At 67.7% G+C, this 24992-nt stretch carries 20 protein-coding genes; 13 read left to right on the top strand and 7 right to left on the bottom strand.

The genetic code is table 11. The features are described 5' to 3' along the window. Positions 1-6 precede the first annotated feature (6 nt). The 5 genes from DCD74_RS07535 to DCD74_RS07515 all read left to right on the top strand — a co-directional run bounded on the left by DCD74_RS07535 (position 7) and on the right by DCD74_RS07515 (position 6546). The gene (locus DCD74_RS07535) at positions 7-2598 is read left to right on the top strand and encodes a bifunctional aspartate kinase/diaminopimelate decarboxylase (protein WP_112926767.1); all 2592 of its coding nucleotides are present in this window, start codon (positions 7-9) and stop codon (positions 2596-2598) included. Next, positions 2591-3952 (top strand): UDP-N-acetyl-alpha-D-muramoyl-L-alanyl-L-glutamate epimerase, encoded by a 1362-nt coding sequence (gene murL / locus DCD74_RS07530; RefSeq protein ID WP_112926766.1) that lies wholly within the window; start codon positions 2591-2593, stop codon positions 3950-3952. The genes DCD74_RS07535 and murL overlap by 8 nt, the downstream gene beginning before the upstream one ends. Continuing rightward, positions 3933-5318 carry a UDP-N-acetylmuramoyl-L-alanine--D-glutamate ligase gene (murD, locus tag DCD74_RS07525; protein WP_112926765.1) on the top strand — a complete coding sequence of 462 codons (1386 nt, stop codon included), beginning with the start codon at positions 3933-3935 and terminating at the stop codon, positions 5316-5318. Before murL ends, murD begins: the two co-directional genes overlap by 20 nt. Positions 5319-5387: 69 nt before the next feature. Then, complete coding sequence (locus DCD74_RS07520; protein ID WP_112926764.1) at positions 5388-6176, top strand: dienelactone hydrolase family protein; 789 nt, start codon at positions 5388-5390, stop codon at positions 6174-6176. A gap of 13 nt (positions 6177-6189) precedes the next feature. After that, on the top strand, positions 6190-6546 hold the full coding sequence (locus tag DCD74_RS07515) for a DUF488 domain-containing protein (RefSeq protein ID WP_112926763.1): 357 nt from the start codon (positions 6190-6192) through the stop codon (positions 6544-6546). A gap of 6 nt (positions 6547-6552) precedes the next feature. Here the strand turns inward: DCD74_RS07515 and DCD74_RS07510 are convergent, their stop codons facing one another. Continuing rightward, complete coding sequence (locus tag DCD74_RS07510) at positions 6553-7536, bottom strand: polyprenyl synthetase family protein (protein ID WP_112926762.1); 984 nt, start codon at positions 7534-7536, stop codon at positions 6553-6555. 184 nt (positions 7537-7720) lie between these two features. On the opposite strand from DCD74_RS07510, the gene ssb reads away from it, so the two are divergent. The 5 genes from ssb to DCD74_RS07485 all read left to right on the top strand — a co-directional run bounded on the left by ssb (position 7721) and on the right by DCD74_RS07485 (position 15784). Further along, on the top strand, positions 7721-8209 hold the full coding sequence (gene ssb, locus DCD74_RS07505; protein WP_112926761.1) for a single-stranded DNA-binding protein: 489 nt from the start codon (positions 7721-7723) through the stop codon (positions 8207-8209). A gap of 135 nt (positions 8210-8344) precedes the next feature. Further along, positions 8345-10318: an OPT family oligopeptide transporter gene (locus DCD74_RS07500; protein WP_112927733.1), complete on the top strand. Its 1974-nt coding sequence runs from the start codon at positions 8345-8347 to the stop codon at positions 10316-10318. A gap of 87 nt (positions 10319-10405) precedes the next feature. After that, entirely contained in the window at positions 10406-12391 is a 1986-nt protein-coding gene (locus DCD74_RS07495) for an alpha/beta hydrolase family protein (RefSeq protein ID WP_112926760.1), read from the top strand. A gap of 31 nt (positions 12392-12422) precedes the next feature. Then, positions 12423-14483: an alpha/beta hydrolase family protein gene (locus tag DCD74_RS07490; protein WP_112926759.1), complete on the top strand. Its 2061-nt coding sequence runs from the start codon at positions 12423-12425 to the stop codon at positions 14481-14483. A 47-nt stretch (positions 14484-14530) separates the two neighbouring features. Then, the gene (locus tag DCD74_RS07485) at positions 14531-15784 is read left to right on the top strand and encodes a DUF819 family protein (RefSeq protein WP_237049698.1); all 1254 of its coding nucleotides are present in this window, start codon (positions 14531-14533) and stop codon (positions 15782-15784) included. 21 nt (positions 15785-15805) lie between these two features. On the opposite strand, the gene DCD74_RS07480 is transcribed toward DCD74_RS07485, so the two are convergent. The 6 genes from DCD74_RS07480 to miaB all read right to left on the bottom strand — a co-directional run bounded on the left by DCD74_RS07480 (position 15806) and on the right by miaB (position 21942). Continuing rightward, on the bottom strand, positions 15806-16798 hold the full coding sequence (locus DCD74_RS07480) for a magnesium and cobalt transport protein CorA (protein ID WP_112926758.1): 993 nt from the start codon (positions 16796-16798) through the stop codon (positions 15806-15808). Further along, the gene (locus tag DCD74_RS07475) at positions 16795-17994 is read right to left on the bottom strand and encodes a lipoprotein N-acyltransferase Lnb domain-containing protein (RefSeq protein ID WP_112926757.1); all 1200 of its coding nucleotides are present in this window, start codon (positions 17992-17994) and stop codon (positions 16795-16797) included. The genes DCD74_RS07480 and DCD74_RS07475 overlap by 4 nt, the downstream gene beginning before the upstream one ends. Next, positions 17987-18841: an HlyC/CorC family transporter gene (locus tag DCD74_RS07470; protein WP_112926756.1), complete on the bottom strand. Its 855-nt coding sequence runs from the start codon at positions 18839-18841 to the stop codon at positions 17987-17989. Before DCD74_RS07470 ends, DCD74_RS07475 begins: the two co-directional genes overlap by 8 nt. A 72-nt stretch (positions 18842-18913) precedes the next feature. Beyond that, on the bottom strand, positions 18914-19390 hold the full coding sequence (gene ybeY / locus DCD74_RS07465; RefSeq protein ID WP_112926755.1) for an rRNA maturation RNase YbeY: 477 nt from the start codon (positions 19388-19390) through the stop codon (positions 18914-18916). Between the two features lie 77 nt (positions 19391-19467). After that, positions 19468-20466, bottom strand: coding sequence for a PhoH family protein (locus DCD74_RS07460; RefSeq protein WP_112926754.1), 999 nt, complete (start codon positions 20464-20466; stop codon positions 19468-19470). 72 nt (positions 20467-20538) lie between these two features. Then, the gene (miaB, locus tag DCD74_RS07455) at positions 20539-21942 is read right to left on the bottom strand and encodes a tRNA (N6-isopentenyl adenosine(37)-C2)-methylthiotransferase MiaB (RefSeq protein ID WP_112926753.1); all 1404 of its coding nucleotides are present in this window, start codon (positions 21940-21942) and stop codon (positions 20539-20541) included. A gap of 157 nt (positions 21943-22099) precedes the next feature. Between miaB and DCD74_RS07450 the strand changes: the two genes are divergently transcribed. The 3 genes from DCD74_RS07450 to DCD74_RS07440 all read left to right on the top strand — a co-directional run bounded on the left by DCD74_RS07450 (position 22100) and on the right by DCD74_RS07440 (position 24991). Continuing rightward, positions 22100-22981, top strand: coding sequence for a lytic transglycosylase domain-containing protein (locus DCD74_RS07450; RefSeq protein ID WP_112926752.1), 882 nt, complete (start codon positions 22100-22102; stop codon positions 22979-22981). A 123-nt stretch (positions 22982-23104) separates the two neighbouring features. Further along, positions 23105-23716: a ubiquinol-cytochrome c reductase iron-sulfur subunit gene (petA, locus tag DCD74_RS07445; protein WP_112926751.1), complete on the top strand. Its 612-nt coding sequence runs from the start codon at positions 23105-23107 to the stop codon at positions 23714-23716. 3 nt (positions 23717-23719) lie between these two features. After that, positions 23720-24991, top strand: coding sequence for a cytochrome b (locus DCD74_RS07440; RefSeq protein WP_112926750.1), 1272 nt, complete (start codon positions 23720-23722; stop codon positions 24989-24991). The last annotated feature ends 1 nt before the right edge of the window (position 24992 follow it).

The following is a 24992-nucleotide window of genomic DNA, read 5'->3' as shown; positions in this document are numbered from 1 at the left end:
ATTTTAATGTCGTCCATCTCCAATGCGGCGCCCTGGGTGGTGCTGAAATTCGGTGGCACCAGCGTTTCCCGCCGCACGCGCTGGGACAACATCGGCCGGATCGCCGCCGAACGCGCCCGCGATGCACGCGTGCTGGTGGTGGTATCCGCGCTGTCGGGCGTGACCAACGAGCTGCAGGCCATTGCACAGGGGGAGGGCGATGCGGTCGCCCGCGTGGAGGCGCTCGAAGCGCGTCACCGCGCATTCGCCGAAGAACTCGGGTTGGATGCCGAAGCCGTCCTCGGCGAACGCCTCGCCGCGTTGCGTGCGTTGCCGGGCGATGCGCGCGCCGCCGACCGTCCCTACGACTGGCAGGCCGAGGTGCTCGCGCAGGGCGAGTTGCTGTCTTCGACGCTCGGCGCCGCCTATCTCGCCGCGCAGGGCCATGACTTTGGCTGGTGTGATGCACGCGACTGGCTGGACGCCATCGACATGCCCAACCAGAGCGACTGGGCGAGGCGGCTGTCGGTCAACTGCGAATGCGCGGGCGATGCCGAACGCCGCACGCGTTTCGCCGCTCAGCCCACGCGGCTGCTGATCACCCAGGGTTTCATCGCGCGTCACGCCGATGGCGGCACCGCGATCCTCGGGCGCGGTGGCTCGGACACTTCGGCCGCGTATTTCGGCGCGTTGCTGGATGCACGCCGCGTCGAGATCTGGACCGACGTGCCCGGCATGTTCAGCGCCAATCCGCGCGACGTGCCCGATGCCCGCCTGCTGGCGCGGCTCGACTACGCCGAAGCGCAGGAAATCGCCACCACCGGCGCCAAGGTGCTGCACCCGCGCGCCATCGCGCCCTGTCGCGACGCGCGCGTTCCGATGGCGATCCTCGATACCGAACGCGTCGAACTGCCCGGCACCCGCATCGAGGCCAGTGCGACCACCGTGCCGGGCGTCAAGGCGATCAGCCGGCGCAACGGCATCGTGCTGGTGTCGATGGAATCGATCGGGATGTGGCAGCAGGTCGGCTTCCTCGCCGACGTATTCGAGCGCTTTCGCCGCCACGGCCTGTCGGTGGACCTGATCGGCTCGTCGGAAACCAACGTCACCGTCTCGCTCGACCCGAGCGAGAACCTGATGACGACCGACGTGCTCTCGCGCCTGTCGGAGGATCTGGCGCAGGTCTGCCGGGTCAAGGTCATCGCGCCGTGCGCGGCGATCACCCTGGTCGGGCGCGGTATGCGCTCGCTGCTGCACAAGCTGTCGGGCGTGTGGGCGACGTTCGGGCAGGAGCGCGTGCACCTGATCTCGCAGTCTTCCAACGACCTCAACCTGACCTTCGTGATCGACGAGGCCGATGCCGACGGGCTGATCCCGCATATCCACGCCGAACTGATCCGCAGCGGCGCGATGCCGGTGCGCGAAGCCGGCGTGTTCGGTCCCAGCTGGCAGCAGATCAACGACGGCGAACAGCGGCGCGCGCCGAAGTGGTGGCAGCAGCGCCGCGATGCATTGGTCGAATGCGCTTCGGCCGGTACGCCGCGCTACGTCTACCACCTGCCGACGCTGCGCGCGCAGGCGGAAAAGTTGAACGCCATCGAAGCCGTCGACCGCCGCTATTTCGCGATCAAGGCCAACTCGCATCCGCGTCTGCTGCAGGAACTCCACGCGCTCGGCTTCGGGCTGGAATGCGTGTCGAGTGGCGAAGTGGGGCGCGTGTTCGACGCGGTGCCCGGCATCGACCCGTCGCGCCTGCTGTTCACGCCGAGCTTCGCGCCGCATGCGGAATACCGCTACGCGTTCGCGCGCGGCGTGCAGGTCACGCTGGACAACGTGGAGGCGCTGCGCAATTGGCCGGAGACCTTCCGCGGTCGCAATCTGTGGCTGCGCATCGACCTCGGTCGCGGCGATGGCCATCACGCGAAAGTGGTCACCGGCGGCAGCGAATCGAAGTTCGGCCTGCCGCTGTCGCGCCTCGACGAATTCCTGGCCGAAGCCCGCGCGCTCGGCGTGCGCATCACCGGCCTGCATGCGCACCTCGGCAGCGGCATCGAATCGCCCGCGCACTGGGCCGGCGTGCATGCGGAACTGGCGACCATCGCCGATGGCATCGGCACGGTGGAGACGCTCGACATCGGCGGCGGCCTGCCGATTCCCTACCTGCCGGACGACGCCGAGTTCGACATCGCCGGCTGGACACAGGCGCTCACGGCGGTGAAGGCGGACTTCCCGCGCTACGCCATCGCCATCGAGCCGGGCCGTTTCATCGTCGCCCAATGCGGCGCGTTGCTGGCCTCGGTCACCCAGGTGGTGGAGAAGGATGGCGTGCGTCGCGTCGGCCTGGATGCCGGCATGAACACCCTGATCCGCCCGGCGCTCTACGACGCCTTCCACGACATCCGCAACCTGTCGCGCCTGGACGATGACGCGACGCTGGATTTCGATGTCGTCGGGCCCATCTGCGAAAGCAGCGATGTCTTCGGCCACGGCCGCGCGCTGCCGGCCGCGACCGGCGAGGGTGATGTGATGCTCGTCGCCGACGCCGGCGCCTATGGTTACAGCATGGCCAGCCGCTACAACCTGCGCGCGCTGCCCCAAGAGGATGTGTTGGATGACTGAGTTGAAGTTCGATCGCGATGCCGTGCAGGCGTTCCGTTTCGTCCGTCGCGAATTCGATGCGGCCAGCGGCGTCGCGCGGCTGGTGTATGCGTTCGATGACGGCCCGGAACTGGTCGAGACCGTCACGATCCCCGGCGCGCCGTTCGCGCTCGAAGGCGCGCGTGCGGCGGCGGTGGAGCAGGCGCTCACCCTGCTGCACCTGATCGCCGGCGTCAGCTATTACAAGGCGGCAGTGCCGGACAGCATCCGCATCGACTACACCACGCTCGATGCCGCGACCGCCGCGCTGCTGGACGAGGTCTACCGCCACGGCCTGGGCGAGTTCGCCTACCGCAACGGGCTGGATCTTTCCGGTCGCATCCGCTTCCCGCATGGCGATGCGCCGGTCACCGACGCGCCGGTACTCGGCCTGCGCCATCACGCCCTGACCGCCATCGGCGGCGGCAAGGATTCGCTGGTGTCGATCGAGGCGCTGCGCGGTGCCGGCGTGAACCAGACGGTGACCTGGATCGGCGGCTCACAGCTGATCCGCGACTGTGCCGAACGCACCGGCCTTTCGACGCTCAACATCCAGCGCCAACTCGCGCCGGAACTCTTCGAATACAACCGGCTGGGCGCGTGGAACGGCCACATCCCGGTCACCGCGATCAACTCCGCGATCATGGTGCTCGCCGCGCTGCTGGTGGATGCCGACCAGGTGGTCTTCTCCAACGAACGCTCGGCCAGCTACGGCAGCCTGATCGAAGGCACCGGCGAAGTGAACCACCAGTGGTCGAAGGGCTGGGCGTTCGAGCGCGATTTCGGCGGCTACGTCGAGCGCCGCATCGCCGCCGACCTGCATTACTACTCGCTGCTGCGCCCGATGAGCGAGCTGGCCGTGGCCCGCCAGTTCGCCCGCAACACGCATTACGACGCGTATTTCTCCAGCTGCAACCGCAACTTCCACATCCGTGGAGAGCGCCCGGTCAACCGCTGGTGCGGTGTCTGCCCGAAGTGCCATTTCGTGTTCCTGGCGCTGGCGCCGTTCATGCCGAAGCCGCGCCTGGTCGGCATCTTCGGCCGCAACCTGCTGGACGAGCAGAGCCAGGTCGCCGGCTTCGACGCGCTGCTGGAATTCCACGACCACAAGCCGTTCGAATGCGTGGGCGAAGGCCGCGAGTCGCGTGCGGCGATGGCCGCGCTGGCCACGCGGCCGGAATGGCGCGAGGACGTCATCGTGCGTCGCTTCGCCCGCGAAGTCGCGCCGCAGCTCGATGACGCCGCGCTGTCGATCGACGCGCTGATGGTGCTCGATGACGAACACCGCATCCCCGCCGACCTGTGGGAAAAACTGCGTGCGCATTTCGGAGCTTGAGGGCCGCCACGTCGCCCTGTGGGGCTGGGGGCGCGAAGGCCGCGCCGCCTATCACGCCCTGCGCGAGCGCCTGCCCGAACAGGCGCTGACCCTGTTCTGCAGCCCGGCGGAAGCCGATGACGCGCGCCGGCTCGCCGATCCACTGCTGTCCTTCGATACCTCCGTCAGCGGGCATCGGCTGGCCGGTTTCAACGTGGTGGTGAAGTCGCCCGGCATCAGCCCCTACGGCGAAGCCGCGCAGGAGGCCGCCGCGCAGGGCACGCGTTTCGTCGGCGGCACCGGCCTGTGGTTCGGCGAGCGCGGCGAGCACGAGCGCACGCTCTGCGTCACCGGCACCAAGGGCAAGAGCACGACGACCGCGCTGCTCGCGCACCTGCTGCGCGCGGCGGGGCGGCGCACCGCGCTGGCCGGCAACATTGGCATGCCGATGCTGGAACTGATCGACGCCAACGCCAGCGAGTGGGCGATCGAGTTGTCGAGCTACCAGACCCGCGATGTGGCCGACAGCGGCGTGCGCCCGACGCTCGCCATCGTCACCAACATCTTTCCCGAGCACCTGGACTGGCATGGCAGCCAGCAGCGCTATGTCGATGACAAGCTCGCGCTGCTGACGCAGGCGCGCCCGCGCATGGCCGTGCTCAATGCCGGCGACCGCACGCTGGCGCAGCTCTCGCTGCCGGATTCCAAGGTGCGCTGGTTCAACCACGGCGGCGGCTGGCACCTGCGCGGCGAGGTCATCCATCGCGGCGAAATGAAGGTGCTCGATACCCGCGACCTGCCGCTGCCCGGCGCGCACAACCGCGGAAATCTGTGCGGCGTGCTGCTGGCGCTGGAGATGCTCGGTTTCGATGCGGTCGAACTGGCGCAGCACGCGCACAGCTTCCGGCCGCTGCCGAACCGGCTGCAGATGCTCGGCCGCCACGCCGGCATCGAATGGGTCAACGACTCCATCAGCACTACGCCGCATGCCTCGCTGGCCGCGCTGGACGTGTTCGCCGGCAAGCGCATCGCGCTGCTGGTCGGCGGCCATGATCGCGGGCTGGAGTGGCAGAGCTTTGCCGAGGCGATGAAGACGCATGCGCCGCACGCCGTCGTGACGATGGGCGCGAATGGTCCACGCATCCACGAATTGCTGGCACCGCTCGCCGCCGAAGCCGGCTTCACGCTGCTGGCCGCGCAGGACCTGCCGGAAGCGGTCGCGCTGGCGAAGGATGCGCTGGCAGGTGAAGGCGTGCTGCTGCTGTCGCCGGGCGCGCCCAGCTTCGGCGCGTACAGGGATGACGTGGCGCGCGGCAAGCACTTCGCCGAACTCGGTGGTTTCGATCCGGAGACCATCGCCGCCATCGGCGGGCTCGGCATCGCCTGAGTCGGGTTTTCACGCATCGGCATCGCGGGCGCGGCTAGGCTCGGGGCTTGCCCGCCCGGAGTCCGCGTCATGCGTCGATGCCTGCTTGCCTTCGCGTTGTGTGCCGTCGCCACGTCGTCCTTCGCCGCCATCAAGACGCGGCCGGTGGAGTGGAAAGTGGGCAACGACACCTTCAGCGGCCACCTCGTCTACGACGACGCGGTGAAGAAGAAACTGCCTGGCCTGGTGATGTTCCCGAACTGGATGGGCGTCACCGACCTGTCGCTGGAACGCGCCAAGGCCGTGGCCGGCGACGACTACGTGGTGCTGGTGGCCGATGTCTATGGCAAAAGCGTGCGCCCGAAGGACGCGAAGGAAGCCGGCGCGACCGTCGGCAAGGTCTATGACGATGGCGGCCTGCGCCTGCGCGAGCGTGCCAATGCCGCGGTCGCCGCGTTGAAGGCGCAGGCGGGCAAGGCACCGCTCGACGTGAAACGCATCGGCGCGTTCGGGTTCTGCTTCGGTGGCTCGGTGGCGCTGGAATTGGCCCGCAGTGGTGCGCCGGTTGCGGGCGTGGTGAGTTTCCACGGCGGCCTGAAGCGCCATCTGCCGCAGGACGGCAAGGCGATCCCCGCCTCGGTGCTGGTGTTGAACGGCGCCAACGACAGCAGCGTGCCGGAGGCCGATATCAGCGCCTTCCGCAAGGAGATGGAGGCGGCGAAGGCCGACTGGCAATTCGTCGACTTCGGCGGCGCCGTGCATTGCTTCACCCAGCCGGAATCGGCCAGCCCGCCGAACTGTGTCTACAACGAACGTGCGTCCAGGCGCGCCTTCGAAATGATGGATGACTTCTTCGAGGAACGATTCAAGTCGCCGTGAGCGGGAGGACGAGATGACCCATGCGATCGAATTGAAGCGTGTCTACGAACCGGCGGACAAGGCCGATGGCGCGCGCATCCTGGTGGACCGGCTGTGGCCGCGGGGGGTGTCGAAGGAGGAAGCCGCGCTCGACGCGTGGCTGAAGGATCTCTCGCCCTCCACCGAACTGCGCGAATGGTTCGGCCACGATCCGGACAAATGGGCGGAATTCCGCAGGCGCTACTTCGCCGAACTGGAAGGCGAGGCGGAAACCGCAGCGCTGGCCGAGCTGCGTGGCTGGGTGAAGAAGGGGCGCGTCACCCTGCTGTATGCCGCCCACGACGAGGCGCACAACAACGCGGTGGCCCTGCGCGATTACCTGCAGCGCTGAGCGCGCTCAGTGGTTGCGGCTGACCGCGTAGTGCGCGAGGCCGCGCAGCGATGCGCTGGCTTCGTTGTCGGGCAGGCCGGCGAGGGCGGCTTCGGCGAGGGCGGCGAACTCTTCGGCGCGGGCGCGGCTGTAGGCCAGTGAATCGTGCGCGTTGATGGCGGCGATGACGTCCGGCAACGCATCGACATCCCCGTTTTCGACGATGGTGCGCAGCCGCTCGCGGGTGGCGTGGTCGGCAAGGCGCATCGCGTGGATCAGCGGCAGCGTCATCTTGCCTTCGGCCAGGTCGTCGCCGAGGTTCTTGCCGAGCGTGGCCGCGTCCGAGGCGTAATCGAGCACGTCGTCGGCGATCTGGAACGCATAGCCCAGGTTGAGGCCGTAGGCGTGCATCGCGTCCTGCGTGCGTGCGTCGGCACCGGCGAGCAGCGCGCCGAGCCGGGTGGCGGCCGCGAACAGGATCGCGGTCTTGCGCTCGATGACGCGCAGGTAGGCGGTCTCGTCGGTATCCGGGTTGCGCACGTGCAGCAGCTGCAGCACCTCGCCCTCGGCGATCTGGTTGGTGGTGTCGGCCAGGATGCGCTGCACCGGCAGCGAATCCAGTTCGACCATGAGCTGGAAACTGCGGGAGTAGAGGAAGTCGCCGACCAGCACGCTGGTCGCGTTGCCCCAGACCGCGTTGGCGGTGCGGCGGCCGCGGCGCAGGTCGGATTCGTCGACCACGTCGTCGTGCAGCAGGGTGGAGGTGTGGATGAACTCGATCACCGCCGCCAGCTGGTGCGCGTCCGCGCCCATGTGGCCGAGCGCGCGTGCGGCGAGCAGCAGCAGCATCGGCCGCAGGCGCTTGCCGCCGGCCCCGATGATGTATTCGGAGACCTGGTTGATCAGCACCACGTCGGAGGCCAGCCGCCGCCGGATCAGCGCATCCACCGCCGCCATGTCGGGGGCGGCCAGCTGCTGGATGGCCGGGAGGTCGAGGCGGGCTGCAGGCATTCGGTGCGATCGGGTGGGTATCGGGGTCGGCGGATTATAGGCGGGGCGATGCCGGCGTCCCGGATTCCTACGCGGATTCGGGAACCGGGCGGGTCGCCCATGCCCGCGCGTTAGAATCCAATGACCCGGCCGGCGGCAATCCCGCGGCCGGCTTCAGCACGAATCACAACCGGAAGGATTAGGCATGGCACGCGGCATCAACAAGGTGATTCTGGTCGGCAACCTCGGCAACGACCCGGAAACCAAATACACCCAGGGCGGCATGGCGGTCACCAAGATCAGCCTCGCCACCACCTCGGTCCGCAAGGACCGCGACGGCAACAACCAGGAAAAGACCGAGTGGCACCGGGTCACCTTCTTCGGCAAGCTCGGCGAGATCGCCGGCGAGTACCTGCGCAAGGGCTCGCAGTGCTACATCGAAGGCCGCATCAGCTACAGCGAAACCACCGGTGACGACGGCCAGAAGCGCTACTTCACCGACATCATCGCCGACGAGATGCAGATGCTCGGCGGCCGTGGCGACGGCGGTGGTGGGGGAGGCGGCTTCGGTGGCGGCCAGGAGCGTGCACCGCGCGCGCAGCCGGCCCAGCGTCGCGAGCCGCAGCGCCAGGCGCCGCCGGCGCAGGATTTCGCCAACGATGGCGGCTTCGACGACGACGACATCCCGTTCTGACGGGTGAAGCGCATCGATGCCTCATTCCGGGCATCGATGCGCGACCGCATGGCGCGTCGCGGCTGGACTTGGCGCGCCCATGCACGTTAGGTTGTCGCGATTCCCCATTCGACAGGATTCCCGATGAGCCAGCCGATGCCGCGCAGCGGAACGCCGCAGCTGACCTTCCGCGCCGTGGTGCTGGCCATCATCCTCGCGGTGGTGCTGTCCGCCGCCAATGCCTACCTTGGCCTGTTCGCCGGCATGACCATCGCCACGGCGATCCCGGCGGCGGTGGTGTCGATGGGCGTGCTGCGCCTGCTTGGCGGCGGCACCATCCTCGAAAACAACATCGTGCAGACCGGCGCATCGGCCGGTTCATCGATCGCGGCGGGCGTGATCTTCACCATCCCCGCGCTGATCATCATGGGCTATTGGCCCGACTTCAAATACTGGTGGGTGGTCGGCATCGCCGGTCTCGGCGGCCTGCTGGGCGTGCTGTTCTCGGTGCCGCTGCGGCGCTCGATGATCGTCGAAGACCCGCTGCCCTTCCCGGAAGGCAAGGCCGCCGCGGAAGTGCTGAAGGCCGGTGAGAATCCCGGCCCGGGCCTGAAGATCCTGGCGCTGTCCGGTGGCGTGGGTGCGCTGGTCAAGCTGATGGCCGCCAGCGGCCTGAAGCTGATTCCCGACACCGCCGCCGGCGCCGGTTTCTTCGGCAAGTACCTGGGCTACATGGGCACCAACCTGTCGCCGGCGCTGCTGGGCGTGGGCTACATCGTCGGGCTCAACATCGGCATCGTGGTGCTGTCGGGCAGCATACTGTCGTGGCACATCGCCATCCCGATCTACCACGCGATGTACGCCGCGGCCGATCCGGAACTGATGAAGCTGGGCGCAGAGGAAGCGGCCGGCGCGATCTGGTCGACCAAGATCCGTTACCTCGGCGTGGGCGCGATGCTGATTGGCGGCGTGTGGACGCTGTTCTCGCTGCGCAAGTCGCTGCTGGCGGGCATCAAGAGCGGCATCGCCGCGGCACGCAAGGGTGGTGATGCCGTCATCGCCGAGACCGAACGCGACCTGCCGATGAAGTGGATGCTGATCGCGCTGCTGCTGTTCGTGCTGCCGCTGCTGCTGCTCTACCAGGCGATCGTGGGCAACTGGATGGTGAGCGTGCCGATGGCGATCATCATGATCGTCGCGGGCTTCCTGTTCGTGTCGGTGTCGGCGTATCTCGCCGGCCTGGTCGGTTCCTCCAACAACCCGGTGTCCGGCATCACCATCTCCACCATCCTGTTCGCTTCCGTGGTGCTGATGCTGCTGATGGGCGCGTCCGGGCGCGAATCGGTGAGCGCGATGGGCGCGCCGCTGGGCGCGGTGGCCGCGATCATGATCGGCGCGGTGGTCTGCTGCGCGGCTTCGGTCGGTGGTGACAACCTGCAGGACCTCAAGGCCGGCTATCTGGTCGGCGCGACGCCGTGGAAGCAGCAGTTGATGCTCGGCATCGGCGCGTTCTCCTGCGCGTTGATCATGGCGCCGGTACTCAACCTGCTGGCACAGGCCTACGGCATCGGCGCACCGACCGCGGCGCATCCCAACCCGTTGTCCGCGCCGCAGGCCACGTTGATGGCCTCGGTGGCGAAGGGCATGTTCGGCGGCGCGTTGCCGTGGACCATCATCGCCATCGGTGCGGTGATCGGCGCCGTCATCATCGCCATCGACGAATGGCTGAAGGCAACCGGCAAGTCCTTCCGCGTGCCGGTGCTGGCCGCCGCCATCGGCATCTACCTGCCGCTGGAACTGATGGTGCCGATCTTCCTCGGCGGCCTGCTCGCGTACTTCGTCGAGAAACGCCACGGCGCACTCGGTGCGCACGAGGACGTCCGCGACCGCATCCACCGCCCCGGCACGCTGTTCGCCGCAGGCCTGATCACCGGCGAGGCGCTGATGGGCATCTTCATCGCCGTGCCGATCGTCGCCAGTGGCAGCGCCGACGTGCTGTCGCTCGGCATCGACCTGCCGCTGGTGAAGTGGGTTGGGCTTGCCGTGCTGGCCATCGTCGCCTGGCTGCTCTATCGCACCGCGATGAAGCCGCAGCCGGTCCTCGGTGAAGCCGAGGGTGGCCCGCGCTGATCCACGGGCGGCATGCCGTCAGCCAATGACCTGAGCCGGGTGCGGACCGCCGCACCCGATACCTTTCAAGCAATGGGATCTGTGTAGATGGGGAATCTTCGACTGCCGGCACGCCTGGTGGCGGCACTTCTGATCGGCATGGCGATCGCCGGGAATGGCATCGCGAAGGACAACGCAACCGACCCGCGCGTCGCGCCGTTCGTGCACCACGACACCCTGAGCGACCTGCAGTATTCGCCCGATGGCACCCACATAGCGGGCATCACCCGGCGCGGCAACACCACCGGTGTGATCGTCATGCGCCTGGCCGACGGCAAGACCACGCTCAACATGCGGCTGCCGAACAACAACCAGGTCATCGGCGTCGAGTGGGTGAACAGGGAGCGGCTGCTGGTGTCGATCGGCCGCAACCTGGATGGCGAGATCAAGCCGACCGCGACCGGCGAGCTGTACGGCGTCAACCTGGACGGCACCAAGCAGGCCCTGCTGGCGGGCTACCGCGTGAGTGGCGCGGCGGTCGGCACGCGCATCGGCGGTTCGGCGAAGGAGGAATATTCCGCCGTGTACCTGCTGGATTCGCTGCCCGACAACGACGACGAGGCGCTGGTCTACGTCTGGCCGTACGAGAGCCGCGACCCGCTGGCGCGCGTGGACCGGATGAACGTCTACAGCGGTCGGCGCGTCACCGAAGTGTTGGCGCCGATGCCACGTGCGCGCTTCATGGCCGATACGGCCTCGCGCGTGCGTTTCGCGCGCGCCAGCACCGACGACAACCTCAGCAAGCTCTACCACCGCAAGGCCGAAGGCGGAGAGTGGACGCTGGTCAGCGATGAAGCCAAGCTCGGCCACCTCGAAAGCCCGCTCGGTTTCGCCAGCGGCGACCGCATCGCCTACCTGCAGGTTGAACAGGAAAACGGCCCGGACACCGTGGTCGCCTACGACACCGTGAGCGGCGAACGCAAGACCGTCGCCAGTGATGCGAAGTTCGACCCGGTGCCGATCTATCGCGATGGCAGCTTCGAAATGATCGGGGTGCGCTTCGGGGCCGAGGGCGCGCGCATCGTCTACTTCGACCCGAACGTGCCGGCCGCCGCGCAGCATGCCAAGTTGCAGGCGGCATTCCCCGACAACCTGATGTCGATTGCCTCGTCCACCCACGACGGCAATCGCAAGCTGCTGTTCGTGCGCAGCGACGTGGATCCGGGCTCGTATTACGGGTTCGATGCGGTGACCCGCAAGGCGGATTTCCTCTCGGCGCGGCAGAAGCTGATCGACCCCGAAGCGATGCGTCCGATGAAGGCCTTCAGCTTCAAGGCGCGCGACGGCATGGAGCTGCACGGCTTCCTCACGCTGCCGGCCAAGCCGGGGCGCGCGCCGCTGGTGGTGATGCCGCATGGCGGGCCGTTCGGCATCCACGACACCTGGGGCTTCGACAACGACGTGCAGCTGCTGGCCAGCGCGGGTTACGCGGTGCTGCAGGTCAACTACCGCGGCTCCAGCAACCACGGCAAGGCTTACATGCATGCCGGTGCGCGCGAGTGGGGCGGCAAGATGCAGGACGACCTGACCGATGCCACCCGCTGGGCGTTCCAGAACCCGGCGATCGATCCTTCCCGCGCCTGCATCTACGGGGCCAGCTACGGCGGTTACGCCGCGCTGATGGGTGTGGCGAAGGAGCCCGCGCTCTACAAGTGCGCGGTGGGCGCGGTCGGCGTCTACGACCTCAACATGATGATCCGCGACGACACCGACGTCGGCAACAAATCGGCGCGGACCTGGTTCCGTGAATGGGTGGGGGATGACTCCGCCCGGCTGCAGGCCACGTCGCCCACCTATCTGGCCGGTTCGATCAAGGTGCCGGTGCTGATCGCCTGGGCCGGCGGCGACGACATCGCGCCCTCGCGCCAGTCACGCGCCATGGTCAGTGCGCTGAAGCGGGCGCAGGTACCGGTGGAGACGGTGTACTTCGCGAAGGAAGGCCACGGCTTCTATTCAGCCGAAAACCAGGCCCAGTTCTACACGCGGCTGCTCGCCTTCCTGGGCCAGCATCTGGGCAACGCCCCCGCCCAATGACGTACGCTTGGGTTTCCGAAGGATCTGACACATGAACATGCGCAACTCAATCCTCGCCATCGCGCTGCTGTGCGCGCTCCCCGTCACCGCACACGCCCAGCGCGGCTTCACCGTGCAGGACATGGTCAAGCTGGACCGCTACGGGTCGCCGACGCTCTCGCCCGACGGCAAGACCGTGGTGTTCACCAAGCGCAGCGTCAACGGTGAGCTCAAGGCCAGCACCGCGCTGTGGTCGATGCCGGTGGCCGGTGGCGCCGCCAGGCGGGTGACGCCGGAAGGCTGGAACGTCAATTCCCCGACCTTCGCGCCCGATGGCAAGTCGGTCTATTTCCTCAGTGGCAAGAACGGCAGCTCGCAGCTCTACAGCGTGCCGCTGGCCGGTGGCGCGCCCAAGGCGGTGACCGCGCTGGCGCTGGATGTCGATGCCTACAAACTCTCGCCGAAGGGCGATGCGGTCGCGCTGGCCGTCGCCAGCTTCGCCGAGTGCAAGGCGGACCTCGCCTGCACCGCCAAGCGGCTGGAAACCGACGGCAAGCGCAAGACCAGCGGGATGGTGTTCGACCGCATGTTCATCCGCCACTGGGACACCTGGAACGACGGCCGCTACAACCGCGTCTGGGTGGCCAAGCTCGACGGCAAGGCCGCGGCCAAGGACGCGACGCTGGTCAGCGGCGACATCATGGGCGACATCCCCTCCAAGCCGTTCGGTGATTTCTCCGACCTGGCCTGGTCGCCGGACGGCAGGCAGCTGGCGATGAGCGTGCGTCGCGGCGACCGCGAGGAACCGTGGCGCACCAACTTCGACATCTGGATGGCGGATGCGGACGGCCGCTCGCAGCCGCGCAACCTCACCGCGTCGAATCCCGCCTGGGATGCCGGCCCGGTGTTCTCCGCCGACGGCAAGACCCTCTACTACCGCGCGATGAAGCGCCCCGGTTTCGAGGCCGACCGTTTCGGCCTGATGGCGATGGACCTGGCCAGCGGCAACGCGCGCGAGATCGCGCCGAAGTGGGACCGCTCGGCCGACACCATCGTGCTCTCCGCCGATGGCAAGACGATCTACACCCCGGCCGGCGACATGGGCGAGCACCCGCTGTTCGCCATCGACATCGCCAATGGCGCCGCGCACAAGGTGCTGGGCGAAGGCAGCGTGGGCAGCGTCGAACTCGCGGGCGGCCAGTTGCTGGTCACCCGCAACAGCATGACCACCGGCGACCAGCTGGTGGCGATGCCGGAAGGCGGCGGTGCCTCGCGTGCGCTGACCCCGAGTGCCGGCGAGCAGGCCAGGGACGTGCGCTTCGGCGAGTTCGAACAGTTCAACTTCAAGGGCTGGAACGGCGACACCGTGCACGGCTACGTGGTCAAGCCGTGGAACTACGTGGAAGGCAGGAAGTATCCGGTCGCCTTCCTCATCCACGGCGGTCCGCAGGGCAGCTTCGGCAACGGCTGGAGCTACCGCTGGAACCCGCAGACCTATGCGGGCCAGGGCTACGCGGTGGTGATGATCGATTTCCACGGTTCCACCGGCTACGGCCAGGCCTTCACCGATGCGATCAGCCAGCACTGGGGCGACCGCCCGCTGGAAGACCTGCAGAAGGGCTGGGCGGCGGCGCAGAAGAAGTACGCCTTCCTGGACGGCGGCAAGGCCTGCGCGCTCGGCGCGAGCTACGGCGGCTTCATGGTCAACTGGATCGCCGGTAACTGGAGCACACCCTGGAAGTGCCTGGTCAGCCACGACGGCGTGTTCGACCAGCGCATGATGGGCTACGCCACCGAGGAACTCTGGTTCACCGAGTGGGAGCAGGGCGGCACCCCGTACGACGTGCCGAAGAACTACGAGAAGTTCAACCCGGTCAACCACGTCGACAAGTGGAAGGTGCCGATGCTGGTCATCCACGGCCAGCTGGATTACCGCATCCCGGTCGAGCAGGGCATCGGCGTGTTCACCGCGCTGCAGCGCCGTGGCATCGAATCGAAGTTCCTGTACTTCCCCGACGAGAACCACTGGGTGCTCAAGCCGGCCAACAGCGTGCAATGGCATGACACGGTCAATGCCTGGCTGGACCAGCACATCGGCGCGGGGGCCAAGTAAGGGTGGCGGTTTCCCTGACCGCGCTGGCCGCACCCGCCGCGGCTGGCGTGGCGGAAGCGCCGGCATCCACGGCGCTGATCACCAATGACATCGTCATCTTCGGCCTGATCGCGGCCACGCTGGGCGCCGTGTTCTGGTCGGCCTCGCGCACGCAGGGGTTCTGGAAGAAGTTCTACGCCATCGTCCCGCCGCTGCTGCTCTGCTATTTCATCCCTGGCCTCTACAACAGCTTCGGGCTGATCGATGGCGAGCACAGCAAGCTCTACAACCCGGTCGCCAGCCGGGTGCTGCTGCCGGCGGCGCTGGTGCTGCTCACGCTCACCGTGGACCTGAAGGCCGTGCTGCGGCTGGGCCCGAAACTGGTGGCGATGTATCTGGGCGCGTCCTTCAGCATCATGCTTGGTGGCGTGATCGCCTTCCTGGCGATGCGCGCGGTGTTCCCCGACACCATGGCCGGCGACACCTGGGCCGGCATGGCCGCGTTGGCCGGCAGCTGGATCGGCGGCGGCGCCAACATGCTGGCGATGAAGGAAATCTTCAATGTCGATGCCACCACCTTCGGGCAATTCGCGGTGGTGGATGTCGGCGTGGGCTATGTGTGGATGGCGGTGCTGATCTTCCTGGCCGGCCGCGCGCAGGCCATCGATGCCCGCAGCGGCGCCGATGTCTCCGCGCTCGACGACCTCAAGGAGCGCGTCTCCGCCTACCACGCGCAGCACGCGCGCATCCCCACGCTCACCGACCTCATGCTGATCGTCGGGCTGGCGTTCGGCATCGTCGGGCTGGCGCATTTCATCGCCACGCCGCTGTCGGCATGGGTCGGCCAGCAATTTCCGCTGGCCAGCCGCGTCGGCCTGCACGAGCCCTTCGTGTGGATCGTGATGATCTGCACCTTCGCCGGGCTCGGCCTCAGCTTCACCCGCGCGCGCAGGCTGGATGGCGCCGGCGCCTCGACCATCGGCGCGCTGCTGCTGTACTTCCTGATCGCCGCGATCGGCATGCAGATGGACATCCTGGCGCTGTTCGACAAGCCGCTGCTGTTCCTGCTCGGCATCGTCTGGCTCGGCTTCCACATCGTGCTGCTGTGGCTGCTGGGCCGGCTGCTGCACGTGCCGTTCTTCTATTTCGCCATCGGCTCGCAGAGCAATGTCGGCGGGCCGGCTTCGGCGCCGGTGGTGGCCTCGGCCTTCCATCCCGCGCTCGCGCCGGTGGGCGCGCTGCTGGGCGCGCTGGGTTACGTCACCGGCACGCTGCTGGCCTGGGTGCTGGGCATCATCCTGAAGTCGCTGGCCGGCGCGTGATGCGTCGGCCGGTGGCGCGGGTCAGAGCCAGCGCACCTTCTTGAGGTAGCGGTAGAGCACGATGCAGGCCACGGCGACCACCCCGATCAGGATCGGGTAGGCATAGGGGCGGGCCAGTTCCGGCATGTGCTCGAAGTTCATGCCGTACCAGCTTGCGACGAGCGTGGGCACGGCCAGAAGACCGGCCCAGCCGGCGAGCTTCTTCACCACTTCGCCCTGCGCGTAGTTCACCAGCGACAGGTTCACGCTCATCGCGGCGCCGGCGGTCTCGCGCAGCACGTCGATGACGTCGATGGTGCGCCCCGCATGGTCGCGGACGTCGCGGAAATACGGCTTGGCCTCGTCCGGGATGCCGAGCGTCTCGGAGCGCATGATCTGCGAGAGGATGTCCTGCATCGGCGCCACCGCGGTGCGCATCTGGGTCAGTTCCTTGCGCAGGGTGTACAGGCGCTGCACGATTTCCTTGCGGAAATCGTCGGCGAAGATGGCATGTTCCAGGTCGTCGAGTTCTTCCTCGAAGTCGTCGACGATCGGCTCGTAGTTGTCGACGATGAAGTCGAGCACGCCGTGCAGCGCGACCGAAGGCCCCAGCTTGAGGATCTCCGGTTCGCGTTCCAGCTTCTCGCGGACGATGGCGAACGTGAGCGATGCCCCGTGGCGCACGGTGATCAGGAAGCGCTTGCCGAAGAACACATGCGTCTCGCCGAAGCGGACGTGGTCGTCCACCAGCTGCGCGGTGTGGACGGCGACGAACAGCGTGTTGCCGAAGGCTTCGATCTTCGGGCGCTGGTGCGCGTTGTGGGCGTCCTCGATGGCGAGGTCGTGCAGGCCGAATTCCTCCTGCAGCTTGTCGAGCAGGTCCTCGCCGGGCTCGTACAGGCCGACCCAGACAAAGCTGCCGTCTTCCACCGCCAGCACGTCGCTGATCGCGTCCAAGGGGATGTCCTCGCGGCGGCCATCGCGGTAGACCGCGCAGTTGACGACGCAGGCGGGTTGGGCGATGGCGGCGTTCATCGCGCGATTCTCGCACCGCCGCGGCTTCGCGCCCACAGCCAGGCAAAGGCGAGGTGCAACGGCAACAGCAGCCCGATCCACATCGCGTTCTGCTGGCGGTCGATGCCGAGCCAGGACAGCGGCAGCGTCAACAGCGCGATGCCCGCGACCATCGCCAGCATCCCCCGGAACCGCGGCGAGGGCAGGCGCCCGCGCAGCATCGCCCATGCGCCCGGCAGCAGCAGCCACGCCAGCGGATTCATCAGCAGCAGGTTGTGGTTGCGCCAGCCGGCCCAGTGCGCGCTGCCCAGCCACAGGTAGAGCATCAGCGCGCCGAGCAGGCCGCCGAGCAGCCAGAAGCCCAGCGCGATGCCGGCCGCCAGCCGTGGCCGGCGACGCCCCGCCAGCATCAGCAGGCCGGCCAGCGCGATGCCGCACAGCGTCCAGGCCAGCACCGGTTGCGCGCGGGCCTCCGGCTCGGGACCGAGGCGATGCGGCAGCAGCGGCTCCTCGGTGATGACCAGTGGCGTGCCGGCCGCGGTCCGGGCCTGGGCCAGGCTCTCGGCGAGCCGCATCGGGATGAAGGCTTCGTCCCAGCGCGACAAGGGGCGGTCGGCATCCGGCCCCAGGCCGAGCTGGAAGGCCAGCCACATCCACGCTGCCGGGCGTGACAACCGCGCCGCTTCCTCTCGATAGGTATTGCCCTGCGAGCTCGCCGCCAGCTGCGGTGCCAGCGTGCCGCCGAGCGCACGGTCGAGCGCGTCGCGCACGCGGGTGGTGCAGTTGTCGCGGAAATAGTCGTAGTGGTAGTGCGCGTTCTCGGGCAGCGCGTTGATCTCCAGCGCCCGCGCCAGCTGTTCGGCCTGCGCGGGCGTGAAGTCCAGCCACTGCACGCGCACGCCGCGGCCTTCCTGCCGGTAGACGTCCAGGTCCTGCTCCAGCGGCAGCGCGACCAGCGAATAGCGCATCTGCCCGCGCACGAAGCGCGCGACGAAATCCGGTTCGCCCATGTCGAAGAAGCCGAAGTTGTACGAGACCGGGCCGCCGCGCGCCGGGTCGTCAACGATGATCGCGTCGTGGCCGAAGCGTTCCCAGAACACTTCGCCCGGTTGCATCGTCATCACCCCGATGCGCGGCGCGGCCAGCGCCGGCAGCGCGATCAGGGCCAACAGCAGCGCCAGCAGCAGGCCGAAGCCCGCGCGCGTGGCCTCACGCATCGCCGAGCACGCCGACGTGGAAGGCATGCACACGGCGCGCATCGGCATTGGCGACGCGGAACACGAAGCGGCCCATCGTCAGCTCCTCGCCGGCTTCCGGCAAGTGGCCGATGGCGGCGGTGACCAGCCCGCCGATGGTGTCGTATTCGTCGTCGTTGAAGTCGGCGCCGAAGCGTTCGTTGAAGTCCTCGATCGGCGTCAGCGCGTCCACCACGTACTGGCCGTCGGGCTGCGCGGCGATCTGGTCGGCGCCTTCCTCGGCCTCGTCGTGCTCGTCGTCGATGTCACCGACGATCTGTTCCAGCACGTCCTCGATGGTGACCACGCCGGCCACGCCGCCGTATTCGTCGATGACGATGGCCATGTGGTTGCGCGACAGCCGGAACTCGCGCAGCAGCAGGTCGAGGCGCTTGGATTCGGGGATCAGGAAGGCCGGGCGCAGCAGGTCGTGCAGGCTCACCGCGCCGTCGGCGACCACCGCCTTCAGCAGGTCCTTGGCCAGCAGGATGCCGAGGATCTGGTCCTTGTCCTCGCCATGCACCGGGAAACGCGAATGGCCGGATTCCACCGCCGTCGCCATCACGCTGCGCATGTCCTCATCGACCTGGATCATGGTCATCTGCGCGCGCGGGATCATCACGTCGCCCACGGTCAGTTCGGAGACCGCGATCGCGCCTTCCATCATCCGCACCGTATCGGCATCCAGCAGGCCATCGGCCTCGGCATCGCGCAGGAATTCCAGCACATCGCCACGGGTGGTCGGTTCGCCGGAGAAGGCGGCACCGAGGCGGCGCAGCCAGCTGCGGGATTCGTTCGGGGTGCCGGTACTGTCGGGTTCTTCGGACATGGAGCGGGGGCGGCGGGCTCGTGGGGGTTGGCGGCAGTCTACCGTGCCGCATGGTCGCGGCCGATGACAGGCTCAGCGGTAGGGATCGTCGATGCCGAGACCGGACAGGATCTCGCGTTCCAGCTGTTCCATCGCCTGCGCGTCGGCATCGTTCTCGTGGTCCCAGCCCAGCAGGTGCAGGCAGCCGTGCACGGTGAGGTGGGCGTAGTGCGCGGCCAGCGGCTTGCCCTGCTCGGCGGCCTCGCGGGCGACGACCGGCGCACAGATCACCAGGTCGCCCAGCAGCGGGAAATGCGCGTTCTCCGGCAGGCCCGGCGGGCGTTCGGCCGGGAAACTCAGCACGTTGGTGGCGTAGTCCCGGCCGCGATAGTGGCGGTTGAAGGCGCGGCCTTCCTCCTCATCCACAAGGCGCAGCGCCAGGTCGGCTTCGCGGATGCGGCTGTCGAGCGCCAGCGCCACCCAGCGCCGGAAACTGGTGGCCGCGGGCACGCCCTTGCGCGGGCACGCGTAGCTGACGGCGACATCGAGCGTGAGCGGGCCGCGGGTCATGGCGATGTCTCTCCGGCGGGATGCAGGGCAGTCACGGTCTGGCGCATGGGGGAAGTCCGTTGCCGCGGGATTCGAGTCTAGCCGTTCGCGGCCGGGCCGGTCGCCTCGTCACGGGCGTCGCGCGCCTCGTAGGCGTTGACGATGCGCGCCACCAGCGGGTGCCGCACCACGTCGCGCGATTCGAAGAAGGTGAAGCTCACGCCATCCACGCCGCGCAGCACTTCGATCGCATCCTTCAGGCCCGACTTGACGTGCTTGGGCAGGTCGACCTGGGTCATGTCGCCGGTCACCACCGCGGTGGAACCGAAGCCCAGGCGGGTCAGGAACATTTTCATCTGTTCGATGGTGGTGTTCTGCGCCTCGTCCAGGATCACGAAGGCATCGTTGAGCGTGCGGCCGCGCATATAGGCCAGCGGCGCGATTTCGATGACGTTCTTCTCCAGCAGCTTCACCACCTTTTCCACGCCGAGCATCTCGTAGAGCGCGTCGTAGAGCGGGCGCAGGTACGGATCGACCTTCTGGGTCAGGTCACCGGGCAGGAAGCCGAGCTTCTCGCCGGCTTCCACCGCCGGACGCACCAAAATCAGCCGCTGCACGCGCGATTCGTTCAGCGCATCCACCGCCATCGCCACCGCCAGGAAGGTCTTGCCGGTGCCGGCCGGGCCGATGCCGAAATTGATGTCGTGGGTGGCGATCTTGTGCAGGTACTGCTTCTGGTTGCCGCCGCGCCCCTTGATGGTCCCGCGCTTGACCCGTACCGCGATGTCCTGCGGGATGTAGTCGCCCTCGCGCGACGCGGGCGCATCCGGCTCGCCGATCAGGCCGGCCAGCCGCAGGTTCAAGGCGTGGCCGTCGAAGGTCTCGGTGGCGGCTTCGGCATACAGCTCGCGCAGCACCTTTTCGGCGATGACCAGCGCATGCCCGTCGTCGCCGCTGACCCGGAAGATGTTGCCGCGGTTGGCGATCTCCACGCCCAGCCGCAGCTCCAGCTGTCGCAGGTGGGCGTCGAACGGCCCGGCCAGGTTGGCGAGGCGTTCGGTGTCGGCGGGTTCCAGGGTGAAATCGTGATGCGGCATCGGTTTCGCGGGGATGGGGGAGGGGGAAACGCTAACGCGCGGCGGGTTTGGCGCGCGTGAGTTGCGGCGCGCTCAGGCGTCGACCGTCGCCACCCGGCCGCGCAGCGAATTCGGCAGCGCGTCGGTGATGACCACATCGACGAAGCCGCCGATCAGCCGCGCCGGGCCGGCGAAATTCACCTGGCGCATGTTCTCGGTCTTGCCGGTCAGCTCGTTCGCGTCCTTGCGCGATGTGCCGGTCACCAGCACGCGCTGCGTCGAGCCGACCATCGCCTTCGAGATTTCAAGGCTGTGCGCGTTGATGTGCGCCTGCAGCCGCGACAGACGGGCGTGCTTCTCGGCATCGGTTACGTCATCGGAGAGATCCGCCGCCGGCGTGCCGGGGCGACGCGAATAGATGAAGGAGAACGACTGGTCGAAGCCGACGTCCTCGATCAGCTTCATGGTCTTGTCGAAGTCGGCTTCGGTCTCGCCGGGGAAGCCGACGATGAAATCGGACGAGATCGAGATGTCCGGACGCACCGCGCGCAGCTTGCGCACCTTCTGCTTGAACTCCAGCGCCGTGTAGCCGCGCTTCATCGCCGACAGGATGCGGTCGCTGCCCGACTGCACCGGCAGATGCAGGTAGTTGGCCAGCTTGGGCACATCGCGGTAGGCCTCGATCAGCGAGTCGCTGAACTCCAGCGGATGCGAGGTGGTGAAGCGGATGCGTTCGACGCCGTCGATCCCGGCGATGGCGCGGATCAGCAGGGCGAGGTCGGCGGTTTCGTCGGAATCAGTGATCGGCCCGCGATAGGCGTTGACGTTCTGCCCGAGCAGGTTGATCTCGCGCACGCCCTGCGTGGCCAGTTGGGCCACTTCCACCAGCACGTCCTCGAACGGGCGGCTGACCTCCTCGCCGCGGGTGTAGGGCACCACGCAGAACGAGCAGTACTTGGAGCAGCCTTCCATGATCGAGACGAAGGCGGTCGGGCCGTCGGCGCGCGGCTCGGGCAGGGCGTCGAACTTTTCGATCTCGGGGAAGCTGATGTCGACCTGGGCACGGCCGGATTCGCGGCGGGCGCGGATCAGCTCCGGCAGGCGATGCAGGGTCTGCGGCCCGAACACCAGGTCGACGAAGGGCGCGCGCTTGACGATGCCTTCGCCCTCCTGCGACGCCACGCAGCCACCGACGCCGATCAGCACCGGCCTGTCGCCGTCCTTCAACGTCCGCCAACGGCCCAGCTGGCTGAAGACTTTTTCCTGCGCTTTTTCGCGGATCGAGCAGGTATTGACCAGGATCACGTCGGCTTCTTCGGCGTTCGTGGTGAGTTCGAGGCCTTCGTGCTCAGCCAGAACGTCGGCCATCTTCGCCGAATCGTACTCGTTCATCTGGCAACCGTGGGTCTGGATGAAGAGCTTGCCCTTGGGCGCGCCGGTGGCGGGGCGGGGTGGCTGGCCGGCATCGAGCACGGCAAGGGTGAGGCGTTCGGACATGGGTGCTCCGGGGCGCGGTGGTGATTCCGGGCCGGACTGGAAGTGGGATGAAGGCGCTAGTGTAGGCAATCCCTTCGGTGTTATGTTGGGAAAGCCTTTCAAGGCAATGACTTGCCGCCACTTGTTGGCGGTCCTGATTCACGGGGAGACCGAGCGGATGCGGATCGCGGGCTGGCTGGTATGTGCGGCATTGGGGTGGCTGGGCGCGAACGACGCGCTGGCCGGCACCCTGTATCGCTGCGAAGCCCCCGACGGCAGCCGCAGCTATTCCAGCAAGCGCGTACCCGGTGCCAGCTGCAGTGCGGTGGCCCAGTACAGCAAGCAGCGCAACTCCAGCTGGCAGCCGATGGCCTCCGCCGCGGCCGCGACCATCAGCCCGGTCACGCCTTCCAGCGCGCAGGCGGCATTGAGTGCCGCGCCGGCGGCCAGCGTGCCCGCCGCCGTGCCGCAGTCCGGCGGGCGCCGGGTCAGTGGCCGGGTCTATACCTACAAGCGCGATGGCGTGACCTATGCCAGCACCACGCCGCCGCGCGGGGTCGCCGCCTCGTCGCTGCGCTCGATTCCTTTCAGTTACATCGAGGCCTGCTTCGCCTGCGGGGCCAAGCCGAGGGTGAACTTCGGCACCCTGCGCCTCAACACCAATGCCTATCAGGCGGAAATCGCCGAGGCCTCGCGCATCCACGGGGTCGACCAGGCGATCGTCCGCGCCATCATCCACGCCGAATCGGCCTACAACCCGAACGCGCTGTCGCGCGTCGGCGCGCAGGGCCTGATGCAGCTGATGCCGGCGACCGCGCGCCGCTTCGGCGTCACCAATGCCTTCGACGCCCGCCAGAACATCCAGGGTGGCGTGCAGTACCTGGCCTGGCTGCTGCGCCGCTTCAACGGCGACCTGACCTTGGCCGCCGCCGGCTACAACGCCGGCGAGGGCGCGGTGGACAAGTACAAGGGCGTCCCGCCCTACAGTGAGACCCGTCGCTACGTGGAGCGGGTGCGCACGCTGGCGGACCGCTACCGCGGCCAGGTCGCCGCCCGCTGAACACGTCGCGGGGCCGGCCGATATTGTCCTGCCATTTAACGTTCCGTTACACTTTGCCGTCTTTGTGGCCGCCCCGCGTGGGTGGTCGCCAGCATTCGCCAGCATCAACTATCGGAGCGCCGAATGGCCAACGATGAGGTCCACAGCCCGGACAACCCGGGTCGCCGCAGGTTTCTGACCGCCACCACCGCAGTGGTCGGCGCGGTCGGTGCCGGTTTTGCCGCCGTCCCGTTCATCAAGAGCTGGAATCCCAGTGCCCGCGCGAAGCTCGCCGGCGCACCGACGATCCGCACCCTCGAAGACATCGGAGAAGGCCAGCAGGTCGTGGTGATGTGGCGGGGCCAGCCTATCTTCATCGCGCGCCGCACCGCCGCCATGGTTGCCACGCTGAAGGGCATGAACGAACTGGTGGTCGATCCGGATTCGACCAACGCGGACCAGACGCCCGCCTTCGCCAAGAATGAATACCGCTCGATCAAGCCGGAAATCCTGGTGCTGGTCGGCGTCTGCACGCATCTGGGCTGCGCGCCGGAGTTCTTGCCGGAAGTGAAGCCGCAGCCGTTCGACGCGGAGTGGAAGGGCGGCTACTTCTGCCCCTGCCACAAGTCCAAGTACGACATCGCCGGCCGCGTGTTCAAGGCGCAGCCGGCGCCGCTGGCGTTGCCGGTGCCGCCCTACCACTTCCAGGACGACAACACCCTGGTGATCGGCGTCGCGCCGACGGGAGCCGCGTAAGCCATGTCGAACGTCATCACCCGCAACATCAACAACCTGATGGACTGGTTCAACGAGCGCGCGCCCGGCTTCATGCCGTTCTACCGCAAGCACATGACCCAGTACTACGCGCCGAAGAACTTCAACATCTGGTACATCTTCGGCATCCTGGCGACGGTCGTGCTGGTCAACCAGATCCTGACCGGCATCTTCCTGACGATGCACTTCAAGCCGAGCGCCGCCGAGGCCTTCGACTCGGTCGAGTACATCATGCGCGATGTCGAATGGGGCTGGCTGATCCGCTACATGCACAGCACCGGCGCCTCGCTGTTCTTCGTCGTCATCTACCTGCACATGTTCCGCGGGCTGATGTACGGCAGCTACCGCAAGCCGCGCGAGCTGGTCTGGATCCTCGGCATGCTGATCTACCTGGTGCTGATGGCCGAGGCCTTCATGGGCTATGTGCTGCCGTGGGGCCAGATGTCGTTCTGGGGCGCCAAGGTGATCATCTCGTTGTTCGGCGCGATCCCGGTGATCGGCGGCGGCCTGACCGAGTGGATCATGGGCGATTACAACCCCGGCGACGCCACGCTGAACCGCTTCTTCGCGCTGCACGTCATCGCGATGCCGCTGGTCCTGCTGCTGCTGGTGGTCCTGCACCTGGGCGCGCTGCACGAAGTGGGCTCGAACAACCCGGACGGCATAGAGATCAAGAAGGGGCCGAAGGGCAACCGCTGGTCGCCGACCGCACCGGCCGATGGCGTCCCCTTCCACCCGTACTACACGGTGAAGGACACCTTCTTCGTCGGCTGCTTCCTGATGGTCGCCGCGTTCGTGATCTTCTTCGCGCCGGCGTTCGGCGGCTGGTTCCTGGAGCACGACAACTTCACCGCGGCCGATCCGCTGGTGACGCCGGCCCACATCAAGCCGGTGTGGTACTTCACCCCGTATTACGCGATGTTGCGCGTGGTGCCCTCGTTCTTCGGCATCAAGCTGTGGGGCGTGCTGGTGATGGGTGGCGCGATCGCCGTGCTGTTCCTGCTGCCGTGGCTGGACCGCTCGCCGGTCAAGTCCTACCGCTACCGCGGCTGGTTCTCGTGGGTGATGCTGCTGGCGTTCGCCTTCACCTTCCTCTGGCTGGCCAAGATCGGCGCCGGTCCGGGTACCGACCCGGTCGAGACCATCATCGGCCGTGTGCTGACCGTCTTCTACTTCCTCTTCTTCCTGACCATGCCCATCTGGACCAAGCTCGACAAGACCAAGCCTGTGCCTGAGCGCGTCACGGGGGGGCACTGAC

This window comes from Lysobacter oculi (assembly GCF_003293695.1).
Taxonomy (GTDB): Bacteria; Pseudomonadota; Gammaproteobacteria; order Xanthomonadales; family Xanthomonadaceae; genus Solilutibacter; species Solilutibacter oculi.
This window is presented reverse-complemented; position numbering and strand designations above follow the sequence as displayed.

Coding starts and splice junctions, on each gene's coding strand:
- DCD74_RS07535 (WP_112926767.1), top strand. CDS start 7: ATGTCGTCCATCTCCAATGCGGCGCCCTGGGTGGTGCTGAAATTCGGT.
- murL (WP_112926766.1), top strand. CDS start 2,591: ATGACTGAGTTGAAGTTCGATCGCGATGCCGTGCAGGCGTTCCGTTTC.
- DCD74_RS07520 (WP_112926764.1), top strand. CDS start 5,388: ATGCGTCGATGCCTGCTTGCCTTCGCGTTGTGTGCCGTCGCCACGTCG.
- DCD74_RS07515 (WP_112926763.1), top strand. CDS start 6,190: ATGACCCATGCGATCGAATTGAAGCGTGTCTACGAACCGGCGGACAAG.
- DCD74_RS07510 (WP_112926762.1), bottom strand. CDS start 7,536: ATGCCTGCAGCCCGCCTCGACCTCCCGGCCATCCAGCAGCTGGCCGCC.
- ssb (WP_112926761.1), top strand. CDS start 7,721: ATGGCACGCGGCATCAACAAGGTGATTCTGGTCGGCAACCTCGGCAAC.
- DCD74_RS07500 (WP_112927733.1), top strand. CDS start 8,345: ATGCCGCGCAGCGGAACGCCGCAGCTGACCTTCCGCGCCGTGGTGCTG.
- DCD74_RS07495 (WP_112926760.1), top strand. CDS start 10,406: ATGGGGAATCTTCGACTGCCGGCACGCCTGGTGGCGGCACTTCTGATC.
- DCD74_RS07490 (WP_112926759.1), top strand. CDS start 12,423: ATGAACATGCGCAACTCAATCCTCGCCATCGCGCTGCTGTGCGCGCTC.
- DCD74_RS07480 (WP_112926758.1), bottom strand. CDS start 16,798: ATGAACGCCGCCATCGCCCAACCCGCCTGCGTCGTCAACTGCGCGGTC.
- DCD74_RS07475 (WP_112926757.1), bottom strand. CDS start 17,994: ATGCGTGAGGCCACGCGCGCGGGCTTCGGCCTGCTGCTGGCGCTGCTG.
- DCD74_RS07470 (WP_112926756.1), bottom strand. CDS start 18,841: ATGTCCGAAGAACCCGACAGTACCGGCACCCCGAACGAATCCCGCAGC.
- ybeY (WP_112926755.1), bottom strand. CDS start 19,390: ATGACCCGCGGCCCGCTCACGCTCGATGTCGCCGTCAGCTACGCGTGC.
- DCD74_RS07460 (WP_112926754.1), bottom strand. CDS start 20,466: ATGCCGCATCACGATTTCACCCTGGAACCCGCCGACACCGAACGCCTC.
- miaB (WP_112926753.1), bottom strand. CDS start 21,942: ATGTCCGAACGCCTCACCCTTGCCGTGCTCGATGCCGGCCAGCCACCC.
- DCD74_RS07450 (WP_112926752.1), top strand. CDS start 22,100: ATGCGGATCGCGGGCTGGCTGGTATGTGCGGCATTGGGGTGGCTGGGC.
- petA (WP_112926751.1), top strand. CDS start 23,105: ATGGCCAACGATGAGGTCCACAGCCCGGACAACCCGGGTCGCCGCAGG.
- DCD74_RS07440 (WP_112926750.1), top strand. CDS start 23,720: ATGTCGAACGTCATCACCCGCAACATCAACAACCTGATGGACTGGTTC.